The sequence below is a fragment of the Actinotalea subterranea genome, assembly GCF_008364845.1.
GTDB lineage: Bacteria > Actinomycetota > Actinomycetes > Actinomycetales > Cellulomonadaceae > Actinotalea > Actinotalea subterranea.
Genome location: NZ_VTTP01000013.1, coordinates 45917 through 62915, shown reverse-complemented (window position 1 = coordinate 62915; position 16999 = coordinate 45917). Strand labels below are relative to the sequence as shown.

The following is a 16999-nucleotide window of genomic DNA, read 5'->3' as shown; positions in this document are numbered from 1 at the left end:
CCCCGTGGCCGCCTCCCAGCGGCCACCGAGCCGGAGCGCCGACCTTGCCCGTCGACGCCCCACAGAAGGGAATCACGATGAGTCGCAAGTCCTTCACCGGAATGCTAGCCACCACGGCCGTGCTGGCCACGACCCTCGCCGCCTGCGGGCAGGCCGGGCAGTCCGACGACGACGGTGGTGGTGGTGACGGCGGGGCCGCCGAGATCACCATGTGGACGCACTCCGCGGGCAACCCCGCGGAGCTCGAGGTCTACGAGACGATCGTCGCCGACTTCAACGCGTCCCAGGACGACTACGAGGTCGTCATGGAGTCGTTCCCCCAGGGCGCGTACAACGACGCCATCGTCGCCGGCGCCGCCGCGGGCGACCTGCCGTGCCTGCTCGACATGGACGGCCCGATCGTGCCCAACTGGGCGTGGGCGGGCTACATCCAGCCCCTCGAGCTCGACCAGGCGATCATCGACTCGCTGCTCCCCACGGCCGTCGGCCGCTACCAGGACGAGGTCTACTCGGCCGGGTACTGGGACGCCGCGCTGTCGGTGTTCGCGCGCAGGTCCGTGCTCGACGCGAACGGCATCCGCATCCCGACCATCGCCGAGCCCTGGACGCTCGAGGAGTTCGACGCGGCGCTCGTGACGCTCCAGGGCGCGGGCTACGCGACGCCGCTGGACATCGGCGCGGAGGACACCGGCGAGTGGTGGCCGTACGCGTACTCGCCGATGCTCCAGAGCGCCGGCGGTGACCTCATCGACCGCGACACGTTCCTCACGGCCGACGGCGCGCTCAACGGACCCGAGGCGGTCGAGTTCTTCACGTGGTTCCAGAGCCTCTTCGAGCGGGGGCTCGCGAGCGACGCCGGGACCATCGGCAACGAGGAGTTCAACAACGACGAGGCCGCGCTGAGCTACACCGGCGTGTGGAACGCGATGGACTCCCTCGAGACCGTGGGCGACGACCTGCTGATCCTGCCCCCGCCGGACCTCGGCACGGGCCCCACGATCGGCGGCGGCTCGTGGCAGTGGGGCATCTCGGAGTCGTGCGACGCCGCCGACGGCGCCCGCGCCTACCTGGAGTTCAGCTTCACCCCCGAGTACATCGCCGCGTTCGCCGACAAGCAGGTCGTGATCCCGGCGACCGCCGAGGCCGAGGAGCTCTCGGCGAACTTCGGTGCGGGCGACCCGCTCCAGCCCTTCGTCGAGCTCTCGCAGCAGTACGCGCTCGAGCGCCCGCCGACACCTGCCTACCCGGTGATCTCGAGCACCTTCGAGCGTGCCGCGAAGGACATCATGAACGGCGCGGACGTCCAGTCGACCCTGAACCAGGCCGTCGACGACATCGACGCGAACATCGAGTCCAACGACGGGTACGGCTTCTGAGCCGACCGTCCTGAACGGCGGCCGGGGCGGCAGGCCCCGGCCGGCGGCCCCCTCGACCCCTCCGGGCGTCGAGGGGCCACCGAGGGCTGCGTTGTCGCCCCCGGCCGCCGGAACGGATGTGCACCATGACCGTCCCCACCCAGCAGGTCGAGACCCACGGCCTGCCCCTGCGCGAGGCCCGCGCCGGCGCCCGACGACGGCGTGCCGCCCGCGGCGCGCGCGAGGGCAACCGCTCCGCCTACTGGATGGTCGCCCCGGCGACCGTCCTGCTCGTCCTCTTCCTCGTCGTCCCGGTGCTCCTGGCCTTCGGGCTCTCGTTCACCAACGCCCGGCTGATCTCGCCGAACCCGCCGCGGTTCGTCGGGCTGGACAACTTCGTCCGAGCCTTCACCAGCGACCCCACCTTCGTGCGTTCGCTGGTCAACACCTTCGTCTTCGCGGCCGTCGTCGTCCCGCTCCAGGCGGGGCTCGGTCTGGTCATGGCGATCCTCGTCAACCAGAAGCTCAAGGGCGTGACGTGGTTCCGGGTCATCTTCTTCGTCCCCGTGGTCACGTCGATCGTGGTCATCTCGATCCTCTGGGACTTCATGTACCAGGGCGACGGCCTCATCAACTCGATGATCGACACGATCACGTTCGGCGCGTCGCAGGGCACCGACTGGCTCGGCAACCCGGACACGGCGCTCGGCGCGATCATCGTCCTGTCCATCTGGCAGGCCGTCGGCTTCCACATGATCATCTGGCTGTCGGGGCTGCAGACCATCCCCGAGGAGCTCTACGAGGCCGCCCGCATGGACGGCGCCAACGCGTGGCAGCAGTTCAAGGACGTCACGTGGCCCGGGCTGCGCTCGACCATGGTCTTCATCCTCGTGACGATCACGATCGCCGCGCTCGGGCTCTTCGTGCAGATCGACGTCATGACCCAGGGCGGCCCGCGCGACTCCACCACCACGCTCGTCTACCACGCGGTGCGCAAGGGCTACCGCGAGCAGGAGACCGGCTACGGCGCCGCCATCTCGCTGATCTTCTTCGTCATCGTGCTGGTCGTGGCGCTGATCCAGCGGTTCCTGACCCGAGAGAAGGACTGACCATGAGCGCAACGACCACCACCGGTGCACCGCGCCGGGAGGCGCCCAGGGTCCGCAGCGCCGAGGCCGGCCGACGCGGCCGCCGCCGGAAGGTCCTCGGCTACCTGCCGATGGTCCTGCTCGCCCTGTTCTTCCTGTTCCCGCTGGTCTTCATGTTCGTCTCGAGCCTCAAGCCGGACGCCCAGATCCTCGGTGACATCGACTCGCCGCAGGCCTTCCTGCCCGTGGGCGACATCAGCACGGACAACTACGTGGGCGTGTTCGAGCGGGTGCCGGTCGCCCGGTTCCTGCTCAACTCGGTGCTCGTCACCGTGCTCATCGTGGGCCTCGGCGTGATCGTCAACAGCATGGCCGGGTTCGCGCTGTCCCGCCTCGAGTGGCGGGGCCGCAAGGTCCTGCTCACCGTGATCATCGCGACCCTGATCGTCCCCTTCGAGACCATCGCGATCCCGATGGTCTACTGGGTGTCGAAGCTGCCGACCATCGTGATCGAGGACGGCCTGCCCATGTACGACTTCGGCTGGCTGAACTCCTACCACGTGCAGATCGTCCCGTTCATCGCGAACGCGTTCTCGATCTTCCTGTTCACGCAGTACTTCTCCACGATCCCGAAGTCGTTCGACGAGGCCGCGCGGATCGACGGCGCGGGGTGGTTCACCATCTACCGCAAGATCATCGTGCCGTTGTCCGGGCCGGCGTTCGCGACCGTCGCGATCCTGACCTTCCTGCCCGCGTGGAACCAGTACCTGTGGCCGCTCATGGTGGTCCAGCAGGAGGAGCTCCGGCCGGTCATGGTCGGCATGCAGTACTTCTTCCAGGTCAACCCGGCGTGGGGCGAGGTCATGGCGTACACCTCCCTGATCACCCTGCCGGTCCTCGTGATGTTCCTGGCGTTCCAGCGCGCGTTCGTCAGCAGCATCGCCTCCTCCGGCGTGAAGGGATGACGAGATCGTGCTGAGACTCACCGACCACTGGGTGTGGGACAGCTGGCCCGCCTGGGACGGCACGCACCACCACCTGTTCTTCCTCCGGGCGTCCCGTGCGCTGCACGACCCGGACCGGCGCCACCAGCGCGCGTCCATCGGGCACGCACGCTCGACCGACCTGCGCACGTGGGACCTCCTGCCCGACGCGCTCGTCACGGCCGACGCCCCGGCGTGGGACGACCAGGCGACCTGGACCGGCTCCACGGTGCAGGCACCGGACGGGAGCTGGCGCCTCTTCTACACGGGGGTCAGCCGAGCCGAGCGGGGCCTTATCCAGCGCGTGGGCGTCGCCCGCTCCGACGACCTCACGACGTGGCACCGCATGCCGGGGCCCGTCTGCGAGGCCGACCCGCGCTGGTACGAGAAGTACGACGGCGAGGCGTGGTTCGACGAGGCGTGGCGCGACCCCTGGGTCGTCGCCGACCCCGGTGGCGACGGCTGGCACATGCTGGTCACCGCCCGCGCGCGGACGGGCGACCCGGCCGGCCGCAGCGTCATCGGGCACGCCACCAGCCCGGACCTGGAGACGTGGACCGTGCAGGCCCCGCTCTCGGCCCCCGCGGGGTTCGGCCAGATGGAGGTCCCGCAGGTCGTGGAGGTCGAGGGGCAGGCCTTCCTGCTCTTCTGCTGCTGGCCCGCGCAGGCCGCGCCCGAGCGTCAGGCGGCGTGGGGCGTCGGCGGCATGTGGGCCGCGCCCGGCGAGTCGCTGCTCGGGCCCTGGGACCTGTCCCGCGCGCGGACCTTCGACCACCCCAGCCTGTACGCCGCGCGCCTGGTGCAGGACGTGGACGGCCGGTGGGCGCTCATCGGGTTCCGGGACATCGAGGACGGGCGGTTCGTCGGCGAGATCACCGATCCCCTGCCCGTGGTGCGCGACGGCGACACGCTGCGGCTCGCCGGGGAGGCGTAGCGACTCGCCGGGGACGCGTGGCGGCTCGCCGGGGAGGCGTAGCGCCGGGGCACCTCACCCGGCGGCGAACGGGCCGCTCGTCGCGAACGCGTGGGCCGCGAACCGCTCCCCGATCAGCCGGTGCGTCGCCGCGTCGGGGTGCAGGGCGTCGGGCAGGGGGTGGGCCGCGGCATCGCGCTCGCCGTACAGCGCGGTGCCGTCGAGGAGGTGCAGGTTCGGGTCCTCCCCGCGCCGTTCGACGACGGACGCGAGGGCGTCACGGATCACGCGGAGCGTGAGGCGTCCCTGCGCGGTGTCCCCCGGCCGACCCGTCGCGGTGAAGGTGACCTGTCCGGTCCCGAGCGAGGCGGGGTCGACCGCTCCCGGACCCGGGGTGTCCTCGTGGATGGGGCAGAAGATCGGCGTGACGAGCACGAGCGGGACGTCCGGGTGGCCGTCACGGATCGTGTCGAGGAAGCCGTGGACGGCAGGCACGAACGAGCGGAGCCGCATCGCGTCGGCGTTGACCACGTTGATCCCGAGCTTGACGCTCACGAGGTCGGCGGGTGTGTCGCGCATGACGCGCGCCACGGCCGGGTCGACGAGCGCGCCGCCGCCGAAGCCCAGGTTGTGGAGCTCGACACCGCCCAGGCGTGCGGCGACCGCCGGCCAGGTGCCGGTCGGCGTCGCCGCGTTCGACCCGTGGCTGATCGAGCTCCCGTGGTGCAGCCACACGCGCCGGTCCTGCGGGGCCGGCGCGACGGGCGCGTCCGTGCGCAGCTCGACCAGCTCGACGGACTCGTTGTGCGGGAGCCACAGCTCGACGACCTTCTCGCCGGCCGGGAGGTCGTCGAACACCGTGGTGTGCGGGGCCCCCGGGACGTGCTCACCCGCACCCGTCATGAGGTCCACGACGACGACGTCCCCGCCGGCCAGCACCTGGCTGCCGGCGACGCGGCCGTCGACGACGAGGTCGATGCTCCCGCGCGGACGGTCGGCCCCGCGGTACGCGACCCGCGACGGGTGGGTGACGAGCTCGACGCGCCGCGCGGCGGTCACCAGGGCCAGCCGGACGCCCGAGGGCTGGGCCTCGACCATGAGGAGCTGGGGGTCGGGGAGCTGTGCGCGGACCCACGCCGGCAGGCGGTGCGGGCGCAGCCCGCGGGCGGTGGGCTCGAGCTCGGCGACGCCGCGGACGAGTGCCTGCGTGACGGGTGTGGCGATCATGACGACCTCTCGGTTCAGGTGCGTGCGGGCCAGGCCCGCAGGACGGCGTCGAGCGCGTCGAGGATGCGGTCCCACGACGCCTGCGGGGGCGGGCTGCTGTGCGCGAAGCTCCCGATGCCCTCGAGCGTCAGGTAGCCGTTGATGGTGCTGCCGAGCAGCCGGGTCGCGTGCACGCGCTCGTCGGGCGGCAGCCCGTAGCCGCCGAGCACGGCGTCGGTCAGCGCGACGACGGCCCGCGCACCGTCCGCCCCGACGGCGGCGGGCCCTGCCCGGCGCTGGAGCGAGCCCCACCGTCCGGGCCGCTCCCGGGCGAAGGTCCGGTGGGCGTCGGCGAGGCCCTCGAGCGCGGCACGCCCCGAGCGCCCGGCGACGCCGAGCGCGATGCGGTCCGCGAGGTCGCGCAGCGCGAGGTCGGTGATCCCGTCACGCAGCGCGGCGAGGTCCCGCACGTGCGAGTAGAGGCTGGGGGTCCGCACGCCGAGGCGGCGGGCGACCTCGGACAGGGTCACGGCGTCGAAGCCCGCCTCGTCCGCGAGCGCTGCGGCCTCGGCGACGACGAGCGCGGCGGTCAGCGGGGCACGTGCCATGCCCCCAGCCTAAAGCATGTAGGACGGCACCTACGCCCTTGAGGCAGACCTCCGCCGCTCGCCCGCCACCCGTGTCAGCAGCTCGGCGAGCACCCCCGCCGACGTCCCCCAGTCGAAGCGGGCCGCCTGGAGCCGCGACGCGGCCGAGCGGCGGTCCCACTCCACCGGGTCGTCCAGCTCACGGACCGCCCGCGCGAAACCCTCTGGGTCGTCCGCGGCCACGTACGTCCCCGCGTCGCCCCCCACCTCACGGAAGACCGGGATGTCGCTGACCACCACGGGCGTCCCGAGCGCCATCGCCTCGACGAGCGGGATGCCGAAACCCTCGTCACGCGACGCCGAGAGGAGCGCCGTCGCACCACGCAGCACCCGGCGGTACTCCGCGTCCGACGCACCGTCGTGGAACACGAGCCCCCCCGCTCCCGCGAGCGCTCCGAGGCGCTCGCGCGCGGCCGCCGGCAGCGGGCTCATCAGGTGGAGCTCGTGGCCCGGGAGCAGCGCCGCCGCCCGGACGAGCGTCTCGACGTTCTTGTACGGCATGAACGAGCCCATGTAGACGAGCGCACCCGTCGGCAGCTCACGGCGCGTCGCCTCACCCGGCGGCACGGGGTCGGCGGCGTTCGTCACGACCGTGACCGGGCGCCGCGTCAGCCGGTGCCGCGCGATGAGGTCCTGCGTCGTCCGGGACACCGTGACCACGTGATCGGCCCGGTTCAGCAGCAGCCGTTGCGGCCACCACGCGAGGTGGAAGGCACGCCACAGCGCGCGAACCGGTGCCGGCAGGTCCCTCGGCGGCGTCGGGTTCCGGTAGTAGATGAGGTCGTGCAGCGTCAGCACCAGGCCGTAGTCGCGGCCCCAGGAGCCCATCGTCTGCATCGGGCTGAAGACGACGTCGGGACGCAGCCGGCGCACCTGACGCGCCACGAACGGCTCACGCCAGCTCGTCGGGGCGCTGATCAGGTGCCACGGCAGGTCCGGCAGGTGGGCGCGCTGTCGCTCGTCGCTCACGAGCAGCTCCACCGGCACCAGCCGCGCCAGCTCGGCGACGAGGCCAGCCGTGTAGCGGCTGATGCCGTCGTGCCGGCCCACCCGCACGTAGCGGCAGTCGACGAACGCTCTCACCGGGTCAGGTCCAGGACGAAGCGCCGCACCTCGCGGGCCACGCCGTCGGGCGCCTCGTAGTGCGTCAGGTGCCCGACGCCGGGCAGCATCACGAGGCTCGCGTCCGCGAAGAGGTCGAGCAGGAGCCGCTGCCCGGCGGGCGGCGCGAGCTCGTCCCGCTCCCCCGCGACCAGGAGCGTCGGGACCCCGACGTGCGGCGCCGACGACGCGACGTCACCCGACACCGACGCGTCGAACGCCTCGAGGAGGGTGCGCCGGTCCGCGAACGCGGAGAAGTAGCGGTCGTGCTCCTCATGGATCCACCGACGCAGCACGCGGTCCGTCGTCGTCGCCATGAGGATGCTCGCGCCGCGGGTCATGGCGGGGTGCCGCAGGACCCACGTCCCTGCGCCTCGCGGACCTCGGCCCGCGAGGTGGTGCAGGAGCACCGTCGCCCGGGTCGCCAGGCGGCGCCGCCCGGCGAGCGCGGCGGTCGCGATCGGGTTGACGAGCACGAGCCCGCGCACCCGCGGTGCGTCCGGTGCCGCGAGGGCGGCCGTCGCGACGATCGACCCGAACGAGTGACCGGCGAGGACGGCGTCACCGGCGGGGTCGACGGCCCGCAGCAGGTCACGCGCCCACCCGGCGTAGCCGGCGACGTCGTGCACCGCGTCCGGCAGCGGCGCGGACGCGCCGAAGCCCGGCAGGTCGGGCACCACCACACGCAGCCCCGTGAGGTGCGCGACGATCGGCTCGAGCCCGTGATGGTCGCCGCGGTACCCGTGCAGGAAGACGACGCAGGGCCCCTCGTCCGGCCCGTACACCCACAGGTGCGTACGCGCGCCGCGCAGCACGACCTCCTCCCGGCGCACGCGCGTGGCGGCGACGAGGGAGGCGTACGGAGAGGGGACCGGGCTCTGGCGGGGCATCGCCGCAGAGCGTAACGACCCTGCCCGGCCCGCGACGTCGTCCTGAGGTCGTACACGCACCCTGAAGAAGACCCGGGGGTTGTCCCCCGGACGGGTGGGGGGACACCCGGATGTACGGGGGCCGCTCCGACCTGTCACCGTTGTCCCATGACGACGAGCACCGGCACCTCGCGCCGACCCCTGACGCCCCCGCCGGTCCCGACGGTTCGTCCGCACCGGCCGCGCCCCTCCCACGGCGCCCGCGTCGTGGTGGCGGCGCGCACGGCACCGGGCCTGGGACGCTGAGTGGGGGACGCCATCGGCAGCCACGCCGGCGCCATCCTGCTCGCCCTCCTGGGCGCCGCGTTCTTCGCGGCCTCGTCCGCGCTCCAGCACCACGCCGTGCGCACCGGGCACCACGACGGCGACGCCCGCCCCGCAGCACCGGACGACGGCACCTCGCAGGACGCCACGACGGGCACGGCCCCCGCGCGCGGCGGCGCGACCATGTCGGTGCGCCACCTGCTCGCCGTCATGCGGCACCCGCGGTGGCTCGCCGGGCTCGGCCTCGCCGGGGCCGGGGCCGGCGTCCACGCCCTCGCCCTGCTCATGGCGCCGCTCCGCGTGGTCCAGCCGATCGGCGTCCTCGCCGTCCCGATGGCGGTGCTCATCTCAGCGGCACGCCTGCGCCGCCGTCCGCCGCACGGCGTCATGGCAGGCGCCGCCGTGAGCATCGTCGGTGTCGCGGTCTTCGTCGTGCTGTCCGCCGGCTCCGCCGCGAGCCACTCACCGACCGGGGGCGCGACGCTCGTGGCCGGGGCGTGCGTGGCCGCCGTCGTCGCGACGCTCACGCTCGTGGGGCTCACCAGGTCCGGCACCGGCCGCTGCGTCGCGCTCGCGATGGCCGGTGCGTCGGCGTTCGGCCTCGTGTCCACGCTCGTGCGGGTCATGTCCCAGGCCGTGGCCGCCGGTGACGTCGGAATCCTCGACCCGCCGATGCTCGGCGCCGCAACCGGCATCATCGCCTCGATGGCCGTGGGAGGCTGGCTCGTCCAGCACGCCTACCACGCAGGGGCGCCAGAAGTCGTGATCGCCTGTCTCACCGTCGTCGACCCGATCGTGGCCGTCCTGCTCGGAGCCCTCCTGCTCGGCGAGGGCACAGCCACGCCCGTGGCCACCTGGGCCCTGCTCGGTGTCGCGGCGGCCGCCGCGACCGCGGGCGTCCTGACCCTCGCCCACCATCACCCCGACGCCGTCGCCGCGCGAGCGGAAGCCGCCGTCCTCGTATGACCCTGTCCAGCACACCCAACCTCGGGAGCCACCCGTGACCACGCTCCGCATCCTCGTCGGCGCAGAGACGTACCCGCCCGACGTGAACGGCGCCGCGCGCTTCGCCGGTCGCCTTGCCGCCGGCCTCGCCGCCCGCGGGCACGACGTCCACGTCGTCGCCCCCTCACCCACCGGCCGGCCCGGCGTCGAGGTGCACGACGGCGTCACCGTGCACCGTGTGACGTCCCGGCGGTACGGCCCCCTCGAGGCCCTGCGCATCTGCATGCCGTGGGAGGCCGCCCGCGAGACGGCGCAGATCATGGCCGAGGTCGACCCGGACGTGGTGCACACCAACGGGCACCTGGTCGTCGGGCGTGGCGTCGTCAACGCCGCGCACCGGCAGGGCCGGCCGCTCGTCGCGACCAACCACCTCATGCCGGAGAACGTCGTCGGCTACCTGCCCTTCCCGCGCGTCATGCGCGACGCGATCGGCCGGTGGATGTGGCGGGACCTCGGCCGCGTCTACGGCCGCGCCCAGGTCGTCACCGCGCCGACCCCGCGCGCCGTCGACCTCCTCACGGAGCGCGCCGGGCTGACCGAGGCCTTCGCGGTCTCCAACGGCATCGACACCGACCAGTACCAGCTGCGGACGCGCACCCCCGGCCTCGAGCCCACCCTCCTGTTCGTCGGGCGCCTCGACCCCGAGAAGCGCGTGGACGAGCTCCTCCGCGCCGTGGCGATGCTCCCTCCAGGCGTGCCGGCACGCCTGGAGGTCGTCGGCGACGGCGCGAAGCGCGCCGAGTGGACCGCGCTCGCAGGCACGCTCGGCATCGCGGACCGGGTCGTCTTCCGCGGCCGCATCACGGACGACGAGCTCCTGCAGGCCTACTCCGACGCGGACGTGTTCTGCATGCCCGGGGTCGCCGAGCTCCAGAGTCTCGTGACGCTCGAGGCCATGGCCGCCGGCCTGCCGGTCGTGGCGGCCGACGCCATGGCGCTGCCGCACCTCGTCCGCCCGGGGGTCAACGGCGAGCTCTACGAGCCCGGTGACGTCGGCGAGCTCGCCGACTGCCTCACGGTGCTGCTGATGGACCCGGGCCTGCGCGAGAGGTGCGGAGCCGCGAGCCGTGAGCTCGTCGCGGTGCACGCGATCGACGCGACGCTCGGCATGTTCGAGACGGTCTACGACAAGGTCCTCGACCGGCAGCCGGTCTCCGCCGACGCCTGAGGTACGCCCCGGTCAGTCCTGCGTGGCCGCGAACCGGACGGTCCGCAGGCGGTGCAGGCTGAGCGCGACGAGCGCGCGGTGGCGACCGTGCGCCGCGGTCACGTCGAAGCCGAGGTCGCGCTGCATGCGCGTCAGCCGGCTCTGGAGCGTCGAGTGGTGCAGGCCCAGGACCTGCGCCGCGGCGCGCACGGAGTCGGTCGCGGCGAGCGCCTCGAGGGTCTCCAGGCCCCACGGCTCGGCGGCCAGGGCGGCCACCCGTTCCAGGTCCGGGTGCTCCCCCACCGTCCCCTCGGCCGCCGTCAGGAAGGGACCGAGCACGCCCAGCTCGTCCCAGTGCACGACGGGTGACAGCCGGGAGACGAGGCGGACGGCGACGAGGGCCTGCGCGAACGACTGCGGCAGCCCGTGCAGCGACGTCGCGGTCCCCACCCCGCAGCGCGCCGGCCACCGCTCGGTCGTGGGCTCGGCGACGCCCGCCCGGATCGTGCCCAGCGAGGACTCCACGAGCGTCGACCGCATCCCGTCGGGCATCGGCTCGTCAGGCGGCGCGACCACGACGCGCAGCGGCCGGTCGACGGGCAGCCGCAGCCTGCGGGCGGCCTTGCGCCGGGAGTCGTCCGTCGACGTGGCCGAGACGAGGATCTCGACCGCCCCGGCGTCGTCCAGGTCGACGGGGCTGACCCGCTCGAGCGTGAGCCGCAGCCCGGCGGAGAGCCGCTCGAGCGTGACCATGTCGTTCGCGCTGCTCCCGCCCGGCCGCTCGATCCAGACCAGGGCCCCGGAGCCGTCGTCGAACTCCAGGTGCGGCCACTCCCGGACGACGTCGACACCCTCGACGGCGGGCGCCACGTTCCCCGACGGGTCGACGCGGATCCAGAGCTGGTGCAGCGGGTGCGCGAACCCCGCCGGCCACCCCGACAGCACCGCGGCGCCACGCACGAACGGCTCGAGGCCCGCCTTGCGGCGCAGCAGCGTGTCGAAGTACGTGATGATCTTCACGGCGGCGGAGGCGTCCTCGTCGAGGGCGCTGAGTCGCTGAAGGAGCTCTCTCATCAGCCCGTGGGGCCGTGCTGGGACGTTCGCATCGTCGCGCGCCCTCCGTCAGTCGCGGCCGGAGTACCCGAGCGCGCGGTCCAGCCAGTTGCGCACCGCGTCCCGAGCCCCCCTCGCGAGCGTGGTGTGCTCGAACAGCTGGAAGCCGTGGAAAGCACCCGCCCACACGTGGAGCTCGGCCTGGCCGCCGGCCGCCCAGATGTCGGAAGCATAGGCGACCGCCTCGTCACGGAACACCTCGGCGCTGCCGACCTCGATGAACGCGGGCGGCAGGTTGTCGAAGCGCTCCGCGCGTGCGGGCGCCGCGTAGGCCGGGACGTCGTCCGAGCCGTAGAGGTCGCCCAGCAGCGAGCGCCAGCCCAGCTCGTTCTCCGTCGAGTTCCAGATGCCCGACGGGAACTGCCGCGCGGAGCGGGTCACCCTGTCGTCGAGCATCGGTGCGAGCAGGAGCTGACCCGCCAGGCGCGGCCCGTTCGCGTCGCGGACCATCTGCGCGACGGAGGCGGCGAGCCCTCCCCCGGCGCTGATGCCGGCGAGGAGGGCCGTCTCGAGGGTCAGCCCGAGGCGGCCCGCGTTGTCCTCGAGCCACCGCAGGCCCGCGTAGCAGTCCTGCTGCGGGACGGGGAACCTGTGCTCGGGGGCCAGGCGGTACTCGACGGTGGCGACGACGGCGTTGTACCGCTCGATCCACTCGAGGAACACGTCCGCACCGCTCCACCGGTTGCCGAGGATCATCCCGCCGCCGTGCATGTAGTAGATCAGCGGGCTCGTCGGGATGCGGTCGCGCCGGTGGACCAGGCTCAGGGTGATCGTCGCGCCGTCCGCGACCGGGATCTCCTCGTCGACCCGGACGAGGCCGAGCTCCTCGATGTGCCTCGTCATCGCCGCGGCGTCGCCGGCCTCGACCCGCCGCCGCTCCCCGATGTCGTCGGCGGTCAGGGGCGACGGCGTGCCGACGGTGAGCGCGAGCGCGGCCGCGGACTCCGAGTCGAACGGCGGTGCGGGCAGTGGTGCTGCGTTGCGGAGTGTCATCCCTTGACCGATCCCTGGAGGAGTGCGGCGACGAACTGCTTCTGGAAGAGCAGGAACACCACGATGGTGGGCGCCATGATGAGCAACGCACCAGCGGAGAGCAGCACGATGTCCGTGCCGTGCTCACCCTGGAACGCGCCGAGCGCGCCCGCGACGGTCCGCTTGAGCGGGTCGTCCATCATCACGAGCGCGATGATGAACTGGTTCCACGTCCAGAGGCTGAACAGCACGGTCAGCGTCGAGAGCGCGGGCTTGGCGAGCGGAGCGTGGATGAGCCGCAGCGCACGCCACGAGCCGGCCCCGTCGAGCGCCGCGGCCTCGTCGAGCTCCTTGGGCACGCCCTGGAAGTGCGCCCGCATCCACAGGACGCCGAACGGCAGGTAGAGCGCGATGAGGGGCAGTGCGATCGCGATCTGGGTGTTGTGCAGCCCCCAGTTCCGCATCATGTAGTAGAGGGGCCAGATGAGGCCCTCGAACGGGATCGTGAGGCCGAGGAGCAGGACTCCCAGGGCGATCGCCCGGCCCGGCACGCGCAGCACCTCGAGCCCGTACGCGGCGAGCAGCGACAGCACGAGCGACGCGGGCACGACCATGACGACGAGCAGGACGCTCGACCACATGAGCTCCGGCAGCCGTGCGACCTGGAACGCGGTGACGAAGTTCTCCAGGTGCAGCGGGAACGAGAAGCTCATCCCCGTCGGTGCGCTCCCCGGCTCCTGGAGCGCGGCGCTCAGCATGCCGGCGAACGGCAGCAGGGTGAAGGCGACGAGCCCTGTGAGGATCACCCGGCCGGACCACTTCTCGGCCTTCCCGATACGTCTGACGCTCACGACCGACCTCGCACGACTCGCTGGATGGGGATGACGACCAGAAGGACGAGCACCATGAGGACCACGCCCATCGCGGACCCGGCACCGACACGCGCCTGGTTGAACGTGAGCTGGTAGACGTCGACGCCGGGCACCATCGTCGCCCGGCCGGGACCGCCGAGCGTCATGACGTACACGACGTCGAAGCTCTTCAGGGCGCTGATGAGGGTCACGGTCACGGCGACGGCGACCTCGTTGCGCAGGCCGGGCAGGGTCACTGCGAAGAACGTCCGCACGGCACCCGCGCCGTCGACGCTCGCGGCGTCGTACAGGGCAGGGTCGATCTTGGACATCCCGGCGCTGAAGAGCATCGTGCAGAAGCCGATCAGCACCCAGGTGCCGACGAGGCCGATGGCCGGCAGCGCCCACGTGAAGTCGGCGAGCCACGGGCGGGCGAGCGCGCCCAGCCCGACCGCCCGCAACGCCTGGTTGACGGCACCGTCCGTGGCGTAGAGCCAGCTCCAGGCGATGCCGGCCCCGACGAGGGGGACGACCTGGGGCAGGAACAGGATCGTCTGGGCCGCACGGCTCCACCGGGACTCCAGGGAACGCGTCAGCGTCGCCGCGAGCAGGCCCAGGGCGACCGACAGCACCGAGTAGAAGAAGATCAGCTTGAACGCGTTGAGCAGGGCGTTCAGTCGGGACGGGTCCGCGAACACCTCGACGTAGTTCTCGAGGCCCACCCACACGGCGGTGCCGATGCCGTTCCAGTCGAAGAACGAGTACTGCACCGAGAGGCCGAACGGGCCCAGCACGAGGACCGCGTAGAGCGCCATGGCCGGCGCGACGTAACCCCAGGCGAGCCATCGGCGACGGGGCCCCCGCGGCCTGCGGGCGTCGCGACCGGCACCGCCGGCCGGTGGAGCGAGCTCCACCGCGCCGGCGCTGCCTCGAGTCACTGCGGTCATCGCCCGAGCTCGGTCTCGTACCCGGTCTGGACCGCCGTCACGTACTCCTCGGGGGTGATCCGGTCGCTGATGAGCAGCTGCAGGTTGGGGCCGATGACGGCCGTGAAGATGCCGGGCGTCGAGTTGGCCGTGAAGTCGATGGCCCCGTCGCTCTGCGACACCACCTGGGCCGCGGCGAGGGTCTCGACCGCGAGGGTGCCCTCCTTGGGCGTGGGCTGCGCGAGCTCCGCCGGACCGCCGGGGGTCGAGCCGGTCACGTCGAGCACGATCTGACGCGCCCCCTCGTCGGTGTGCACCCAGTTGAGGAAGTACGCCATCGCGTCCTTGTCCGCCGCCTGTGCGGGCACGACGTATGTGGCGGGCGCGGACATCGCGATGGCCCGGCTGTCCGCCGTCTCACCGGGGAACAGGAAGAAGCCGAAGGCGCCGGGGGCGATACCGTCGATCTGCGCGGCGGCCCAGTCGCCGTTGAACATGAAGAGGCCCTCACCGCCGGAGAACCCGCCGATGTCGCCCATGTAGTCGATGGCGTTCGCGTCGTCGGGGAAGTAGCCCTTCTGGGCCCACTCCTGGATCTTCTGCGCGGCCGCGAGGGACGAGTCGAGCTCGAACGTGGAGTCGGGGCGCGCATACGCGAAGTGCTTGAGGTCGTCGAGCCCCGTGGGCGTGCGCAGGGCGTACTGGTTCTGCAGCGCCTGGAAGGGGAAGTTGACCATGAAGTCCTTGTTGCCGGAGCTGATCGGGAGCTCACCGGCGGCCTTGGCGACCGCGAGCTGCTCCTCGAACTCGTCGATCGTCGTCGGCGGGATCGTGAGCCCCAGCTCCGCCGCGAGCGCCTTGTTGTAGTAGACGCCCGTGACCGAGTAGCCGATGCCGAGCCCGTACAGCGAGCCCGCCCCACGGGAGCCGTCACCCGGCGTGCGGAGCTGGTCCATCGTGCCGGTGGGCCACGCGTCCCAGCCGTACGCCTCGGCGTAGCCGTCGAGGTTCGCGACGATCCCGTCCTTGGCTGCCTGGGCGACCGAGGTGTAGCGCACGAGGTCCGGCGGGGCGTCACCCGAGATGATCTTGGTGGCGTTCTGCGACAGGTTCGCGGTCGTGTCCGCCTGGAACGTGAAGGTGACGTTCGGGTGCTGGCTCGTGAACTCCTCCGCGAGCGCCTTGAACGCGTCCTGGAAGTTGGTCTCGAGGTAGACGTCGAGGACGACCTCCTCCTCCGTGAGGGCGGTGTTCACCGGTGTGGCGCTCGCCGCGGGGGTCTCGGCTGGTGCCGAGCCGCCGGGCGTGCACCCGGCGAGCAGGACGCCGGCGACCCCGACGAGCGCCAGCCCCACCGCTCTCCTGCGTGCACCCCTGGTCGTGGTCAGACGCATGGCTTCTCCCTTGAAGTACCGGCGCTGCGCTTCAGCACCCGCGGACAACTGTCCTCGCGGCCCGTGCGGCGCCGACACCGCCACGACGACGAAGGTCCGGGGGCCGCGCCCGCCATGCGGCGGTTGAACGCGCCGGGACGACCTGGTGCGATGGCTCAGCCGGGCGGTAGGCACCCGGCGACGACGAGAGGACCACGGTGGACGTCACCCCCCTGAGCTGGTCGACGCCGGCGGGCGCCGTCATGCGCGGCTCGCTCTACCACCCCGCCGGCGACGGCCCCGCGTGCGCCGCGGGGACCGACCTCGTGGTCCTGCACCACGGCTTCGCGTCGACGAGGACGGAGGCGCTCGGGCTGTTCATGGGGCTCGCGCGTGAGCTGTGCGCACGCGGGTTCACGGTCGCCTCGTTCGACCGGGTCGCCCACGGCGAGAGCGACGGCGAGTTCGACCGGATCACGATCGAGACCGAGGTCGAGGACGCGGTCGGCGCGATCACGTGGCTCGCCGACCACCCCACGCTCCGGCCGCGCTCCGTGAGCCTCCTCGGCATGAGCATGGGCGCCGTCGTCGCGGGCGTCGCCGCCGCGCGGCTGCGGACGCCTGTCGCGTCCATGGTCTTCTGGTCGCCGGCCGCCGTGTTCGCTGACGAGCTCCGGGGAGGGTCCATCCAGGGCCGACCGTTCGGGGACCTCGCGACCACGGGCTACGTGGACTTCCTGGGGCTGCGGCTCTCCGCCGCGTACGTCGACGCGGCCGCGCGGTTCGACCCCTACGCGCAGGCCCGGGGCTACGAGGGGCCCGTGCTGGTCATGCACGGCGCGGACGACGCCATCGTCCCGTCGTCGTACGCGCTCGCCTACGGGGACGTGTACGGGGATCGGGCCGAGATCACGGTCGTCGACGGCGCGGACCACGGCTGGAGCAGCGTCGGCGCACGCGAGGTCCTCTACGACCGCACCCTTGCGTTCCTCGTCCGTCACACGGCCCCCGTCGCGGCGCGACCGGGCGCCTGACCGACCCGTCCGGGCCCGGCACCCCGGGCCCGGCACCCGAGCACGCCGGCGCCGCGCGAGACGCGGCGCCGGGGACCGAGACAGGAAGGACC

At 72.8% G+C, this 16999-nt stretch carries 16 protein-coding genes; 7 read left to right on the top strand and 9 right to left on the bottom strand.

The window, feature by feature from the left end; genetic code table 11:
• Nucleotides 1–77 precede the first annotated feature (77 nt).
• The 4 genes from FZ988_RS16965 (at nt 78) to FZ988_RS16950 (ending at nt 4360) form a co-directional block, all read left to right on the top strand.
• Nucleotides 78–1376 (top strand): sugar ABC transporter substrate-binding protein, encoded by a 1299-nt coding sequence (locus FZ988_RS16965; protein ID WP_149205222.1) that lies wholly within the window; start codon nt 78–80, stop codon nt 1374–1376.
• A gap of 125 nt (nt 1377–1501) precedes the next feature.
• Nucleotides 1502–2464 carry a carbohydrate ABC transporter permease gene (locus FZ988_RS16960; RefSeq protein ID WP_149205221.1) on the top strand — a complete coding sequence of 321 codons (963 nt, stop codon included), beginning with the start codon at nt 1502–1504 and terminating at the stop codon, nt 2462–2464.
• A 2-nt stretch (nt 2465–2466) separates the two neighbouring features.
• Nucleotides 2467–3408: a carbohydrate ABC transporter permease gene (locus FZ988_RS16955; RefSeq protein WP_149205220.1), complete on the top strand. Its 942-nt coding sequence runs from the start codon at nt 2467–2469 to the stop codon at nt 3406–3408.
• Nucleotides 3409–3415: 7 nt separating this feature from the next.
• Nucleotides 3416–4360, top strand: a complete 945-nt coding sequence (locus FZ988_RS16950; RefSeq protein ID WP_149205219.1) for a glycoside hydrolase family protein — start codon at nt 3416–3418, stop codon at nt 4358–4360.
• Nucleotides 4361–4414: 54 nt separating this feature from the next.
• On the opposite strand, the gene FZ988_RS16945 is transcribed toward FZ988_RS16950, so the two are convergent.
• From FZ988_RS16945 to FZ988_RS16930, 4 genes are read right to left on the bottom strand one after another with little or no spacing between them, the layout of a single operon-like run.
• Nucleotides 4415–5566: a GDSL-type esterase/lipase family protein gene (locus FZ988_RS16945; RefSeq protein WP_149205218.1), complete on the bottom strand. Its 1152-nt coding sequence runs from the start codon at nt 5564–5566 to the stop codon at nt 4415–4417.
• A gap of 14 nt (nt 5567–5580) precedes the next feature.
• Nucleotides 5581–6153, bottom strand: a complete 573-nt coding sequence (locus FZ988_RS16940) for a TetR-like C-terminal domain-containing protein (protein WP_149205217.1) — start codon at nt 6151–6153, stop codon at nt 5581–5583.
• Nucleotides 6154–6183: 30 nt separating this feature from the next.
• On the bottom strand, nt 6184–7275 hold the full coding sequence (locus tag FZ988_RS16935; RefSeq protein ID WP_149205216.1) for a glycosyltransferase family 4 protein: 1092 nt from the start codon (nt 7273–7275) through the stop codon (nt 6184–6186).
• Nucleotides 7272–8183, bottom strand: coding sequence for an alpha/beta fold hydrolase (locus FZ988_RS16930; protein ID WP_149205215.1), 912 nt, complete (start codon nt 8181–8183; stop codon nt 7272–7274). The genes FZ988_RS16935 and FZ988_RS16930 overlap by 4 nt, the downstream gene beginning before the upstream one ends.
• A gap of 285 nt (nt 8184–8468) precedes the next feature.
• On the opposite strand from FZ988_RS16930, the gene FZ988_RS16925 reads away from it, so the two are divergent.
• Together FZ988_RS16925 and FZ988_RS16920 are read left to right on the top strand one after the other, a co-directional pair.
• Nucleotides 8469–9452 (top strand): DMT family transporter, encoded by a 984-nt coding sequence (locus FZ988_RS16925; RefSeq protein WP_149205214.1) that lies wholly within the window; start codon nt 8469–8471, stop codon nt 9450–9452.
• Between the two features lie 34 nt (nt 9453–9486).
• On the top strand, nt 9487–10659 hold the full coding sequence (locus tag FZ988_RS16920) for a glycosyltransferase (protein ID WP_246169587.1): 1173 nt from the start codon (nt 9487–9489) through the stop codon (nt 10657–10659).
• Nucleotides 10660–10671: 12 nt separating this feature from the next.
• On the opposite strand, the gene FZ988_RS16915 is transcribed toward FZ988_RS16920, so the two are convergent.
• From FZ988_RS16915 to FZ988_RS16895, 5 genes are all read right to left on the bottom strand, one after another.
• Entirely contained in the window at nt 10672–11712 is a 1041-nt protein-coding gene (locus FZ988_RS16915; RefSeq protein ID WP_149205213.1) for a helix-turn-helix domain-containing protein, read from the bottom strand.
• Between the two features lie 48 nt (nt 11713–11760).
• Nucleotides 11761–12744, bottom strand: a complete 984-nt coding sequence (locus FZ988_RS16910) for an alpha/beta hydrolase (RefSeq protein WP_188079158.1) — start codon at nt 12742–12744, stop codon at nt 11761–11763.
• On the bottom strand, nt 12741–13574 hold the full coding sequence (locus tag FZ988_RS16905; RefSeq protein WP_246169586.1) for a carbohydrate ABC transporter permease: 834 nt from the start codon (nt 13572–13574) through the stop codon (nt 12741–12743). Before FZ988_RS16905 ends, FZ988_RS16910 begins: the two co-directional genes overlap by 4 nt.
• The gene (locus FZ988_RS16900) at nt 13571–14389 is read right to left on the bottom strand and encodes a carbohydrate ABC transporter permease (RefSeq protein ID WP_246169585.1); all 819 of its coding nucleotides are present in this window, start codon (nt 14387–14389) and stop codon (nt 13571–13573) included. The genes FZ988_RS16905 and FZ988_RS16900 overlap by 4 nt, the downstream gene beginning before the upstream one ends.
• 128 nt (nt 14390–14517) lie before the next feature.
• On the bottom strand, nt 14518–15894 hold the full coding sequence (locus FZ988_RS16895) for an ABC transporter substrate-binding protein (protein WP_149205211.1): 1377 nt from the start codon (nt 15892–15894) through the stop codon (nt 14518–14520).
• A gap of 197 nt (nt 15895–16091) precedes the next feature.
• Between FZ988_RS16895 and FZ988_RS16890 the strand changes: the two genes are divergently transcribed.
• Nucleotides 16092–16907: an alpha/beta hydrolase family protein gene (locus tag FZ988_RS16890; protein WP_149205210.1), complete on the top strand. Its 816-nt coding sequence runs from the start codon at nt 16092–16094 to the stop codon at nt 16905–16907.
• Nucleotides 16908–16999: the final 92 nt, after the last annotated feature.

Excerpts from the sequence above, each read along its gene's own strand:
- FZ988_RS16965 (WP_149205222.1), top strand. The coding sequence starts at position 78 with ATGAGTCGCAAGTCCTTCACCGGAATGCTAGCCACCACGGCCGTGCTG.
- FZ988_RS16960 (WP_149205221.1), top strand. The coding sequence starts at position 1,502 with ATGACCGTCCCCACCCAGCAGGTCGAGACCCACGGCCTGCCCCTGCGC.
- FZ988_RS16955 (WP_149205220.1), top strand. The coding sequence starts at position 2,467 with ATGAGCGCAACGACCACCACCGGTGCACCGCGCCGGGAGGCGCCCAGG.
- FZ988_RS16945 (WP_149205218.1), bottom strand. The coding sequence starts at position 5,566 with ATGATCGCCACACCCGTCACGCAGGCACTCGTCCGCGGCGTCGCCGAG.
- FZ988_RS16940 (WP_149205217.1), bottom strand. The coding sequence starts at position 6,153 with ATGGCACGTGCCCCGCTGACCGCCGCGCTCGTCGTCGCCGAGGCCGCA.
- FZ988_RS16930 (WP_149205215.1), bottom strand. The coding sequence starts at position 8,183 with ATGCCCCGCCAGAGCCCGGTCCCCTCTCCGTACGCCTCCCTCGTCGCC.
- FZ988_RS16915 (WP_149205213.1), bottom strand. The coding sequence starts at position 11,712 with ATGAGAGAGCTCCTTCAGCGACTCAGCGCCCTCGACGAGGACGCCTCC.
- FZ988_RS16910 (WP_188079158.1), bottom strand. The coding sequence starts at position 12,744 with ATGACACTCCGCAACGCAGCACCACTGCCCGCACCGCCGTTCGACTCG.
- FZ988_RS16900 (WP_246169585.1), bottom strand. The coding sequence starts at position 14,389 with ATGGCGCTCTACGCGGTCCTCGTGCTGGGCCCGTTCGGCCTCTCGGTG.
- FZ988_RS16895 (WP_149205211.1), bottom strand. The coding sequence starts at position 15,894 with ATGCGTCTGACCACGACCAGGGGTGCACGCAGGAGAGCGGTGGGGCTG.